General features: G+C 63.7%; 2 pseudogenes. Both read right to left on the bottom strand.

Going from position 1 to position 3,119, the window contains the following annotated elements:
- Positions 1–59: 59 nt before the first annotated feature.
- Positions 60–2,225 (bottom strand): annotated as a pseudogene (locus ACQKQA_RS29960) (ABC transporter permease subunit); the annotation flags it as partial.
- 204 nt (positions 2,226–2,429) lie between these two features.
- Positions 2,430–3,083: pseudogene (locus tag ACQKQA_RS29955) on the bottom strand (PstS family phosphate ABC transporter substrate-binding protein); the annotation flags it as partial.
- Between the last annotated feature and the right edge of the window lie 36 nt (positions 3,084–3,119).

The following is a 3,119-nucleotide window of genomic DNA, read 5'->3' as shown; positions in this document are numbered from 1 at the left end:
GGAGCGCCGCGCGGTGGTGCCCCGGGCCCATTGGGGCGGGCGACTGATGCTTGGGGTCAGCCGACTTCCGACTCGGGCATTTCCACCGCGACGTTGGCCGCCAGGGTGCGCAGGCCTTCGAACAGGTTCATTTCCATGACCGGGGTGTTGCCGGTGGCCATCAGCACGATCATGGTTTCGCCGACCGCGCGGCCCATGCCGATCATCAGCGCCGAGAAGATGCCCGGGCTGGCAGTGAGGATCACCACGCGGGTCATGGTCTGCCAAGGGGTCGCGCCCAGGGCCAGGGAGCCCAGGGTCAGGCCGCGCGGCACGCTGAACACGGCGTCTTCGGCGATCGAGTAGATGTTCGGGATCACCGCGAAGCCCATGGCCAGGCCGACCACCAGGGCGTTGCGCTGGTCGTAGGTGATCCCCAGGTCGTGGGAGATCCACATGCGCATGTCGCCGCCGAAGAACCAGTTCTCCATGAACGGGCTCATGTACAGCGACAGCCAGCCGACGAACAGGATGACCGGAATCAGCAGTGCGCTTTCCCAGCCGTCCGGCACTTTCAGGCGGACCGACTCAGGCAGGCGGCTGAAGGTGAACCCGGCCACCAGAATGCCGATCGGCAGCAGCATCAGCAGGCTGAAGATGCCCGGCAGATGGCCTTCGACATAGGGCGCCAGGAACAGGCCGGCGAAGAAGCCGAGGATCACCGTCGGCATCGCTTCCATCAGTTCGATCACCGGCTTGACCTTGCGGCGCATGCCCGGCGCCATGAAGTAGGCGGTGTAGATCGCCGCGGCGACGGCCAGCGGTGCCGCCAGCAACATCGCGTAGAACGCGGCCTTGAGGGTACCGAAGGTCAGCGGCGAGAGGCTCAGCTTGGGTTCGAAGTCGGTGTTGGCCGCGGTCGATTGCCAGACGTATTTAGGCTCGTCGTAGTTCTCGTACCAGACCTTGCTCCACAGCGCGCTCCAGGACACTTCCGGGTGCGGGTTGTCGAGCACCAGCGGCTGCAGCTTGCCGCCGGCTTCGATGATCACCCGGTTGGCCCGTGGCGACAGCCCGAACAGGCCTTCGCCCTCGACCACCTGATCCACCAGCAGGGTGCGGTGCGCGGTGCTGTGGAACACGCCGAGCTTGCCCGAGGCGTCCAGGGCGACGAAGCCCTTGCGGCGCTCTTCGGCGGTGATTTCAACGATGGGCGCGGTGCCCATCTGGAAGGTGCGGATCTGTTTCAGGCGCAGCTCGCCGTCCGGGTCGCGGGCCATGAACCACTGGGCCAGACCGCCCTTGGAGGTACCGACGATCAGCGAGATGCCGCCCACCAGCTGGGTGCTGGCGGTCACTTCGGCATTGGCGTCTTCCAACAGCTTGTAGCGACCGTTGAGGCTCTTGTCGCGCAGGCTGAACACGTCGGCCTGGGCGCGCCCGTTGATCACGTACAACCACTGCTGGCGCGGATCGATATACATGGCCTTGACCGGTTCGGTCATCTGCGGCAGCTCGATGCGGTTCTGCTCGCTGGTGACTTCGCCGGTCATCATGTTTTCTTCGCGGGTCAACTGCAGCACGTGCAGTTGCGCACCGCTGGAACCCGCCACCACCAGCGCCGAATCGCTGGCGTTGAGGTTGACGTGCTCCAGGGCGCCCCCCTGCTCGTTCAAGACGACCGGGGTTTCGCCGTAGGGGTATTCGATGGCGGGCGAGATGGTTTTCTTGCCGTCCGGGTAGCTGACTTTATAGGTGTGCCGGAACACCAGCGCCTGGCCGTTGGACAGGCCCACCACCACCAGCGGGCTGCCCGGCTGGTCCTTGCCGATGGCAGTCACGGTGGTGCCCGCCGGAATCGGCAGCTCGACGCGACGCAGCTCGGCGCCGTTGTCGATGTCGAAGAACAGCGCCTGGCCTTTATCCGAAACCCGCATGCCGACCTGGTTCTGCTCTTCCAGGGAGAACATCAGCGGCTTGCCGGCGTCCTGCATCCAGGCGGGCGTCAGTGGGTCCTTGGCGGTCAGGTCGGCGCCCTGGAACAGGGGCATCACCACATAGGCGAGGAAGAAGAAGATCAGGGTGATCGCGGCCAGCACGGCCAGGCCGCCAACGAGGACGTACCAGCGGGTCAGGCGATCTTTCAGCGCGCGGATACGGCGCTTGCGTTGCAGCTCAGGCGTATTGAAGTCAATGCGCTTGGGAGGGGAAGTCGGAGTCATGGTGGAATTGGCCAGATCATTCATGCGCACACCCTAGCGATCCTGTATGACAGAAAGATGACAATGCAGTGACGCAACAAATCCGCCGCGTAGCAGAGCTGGCAGCGGATCGAAAATGGGAGGTGTAGGAGCGGCTGGCTCGCGATGGGAGGCGCTATGCCGGCCTCACCATCATTGCGCGAGCGAGCTCGCTCCTACAGGACCCGGGATAGCCCCGGGCCTAGGGTGTTACTTCTTTACGACTGCAGCGCCTTCCTGCAGGCCCAGGTCAGCCAGTGCCTTGGCGGCGACTTTGGCTGGCAGTGGGATGTAGCCGTCTTTGACGACCACTTCCTGACCCTGCTTCGACAGGACCAGTTTCACGAACTCGGCTTCCAGCGGGGCCAGAGGCTTGTTCGGGGCCTTGTTGATGTAGACGTACAGGAAGCGGGACAGCGGGTACTTGCCGTTCAGGGCGTTTTCTTCGGTGTCTTCGATGAAGTCGCTGCTGCCTTTCTTGGCCAGGGCCACGGTCTTCACGCTGGCGGTCTTGTAGCCGATGCCCGAGTAGCCGATGCCGTTCAGCGAGGAGCTGATGGACTGGACTACCGAAGCCGAACCAGGCTGTTCGTTGACGTTAGGCTTGTAGTCGCCTTTGCACAGGGCTTCTTCCTTGAAGTAGCCGTAGGTGCCGGATACCGAGTTACGGCCGAACAGCTGGACTGGCTTGTTGGCCAGGTCGCCTTTCACGCCCAGGTCGCCCCAGGTCTTGACGTCTTCTTTAGCGCCGCACAGACGAGTCGAGGAGAAGATCGCGTCGACTTGTTCCATGGTCAGGTGCTGGATCGGGTTGTCCTTGTGCACGAACACGGCCAGGGCGTCCACGGCCACCGGGATAGCGGTTGCTTATAAGTGCGGTCACCTACGCCGCCAGAAAAC

Origin of the sequence: Pseudomonas sp. NPDC089530, assembly GCF_050280705.1 — a bacterium.
Taxonomy (GTDB): Bacteria; Pseudomonadota; Gammaproteobacteria; order Pseudomonadales; family Pseudomonadaceae; genus Aquipseudomonas.
This window is presented reverse-complemented; position numbering and strand designations above follow the sequence as displayed.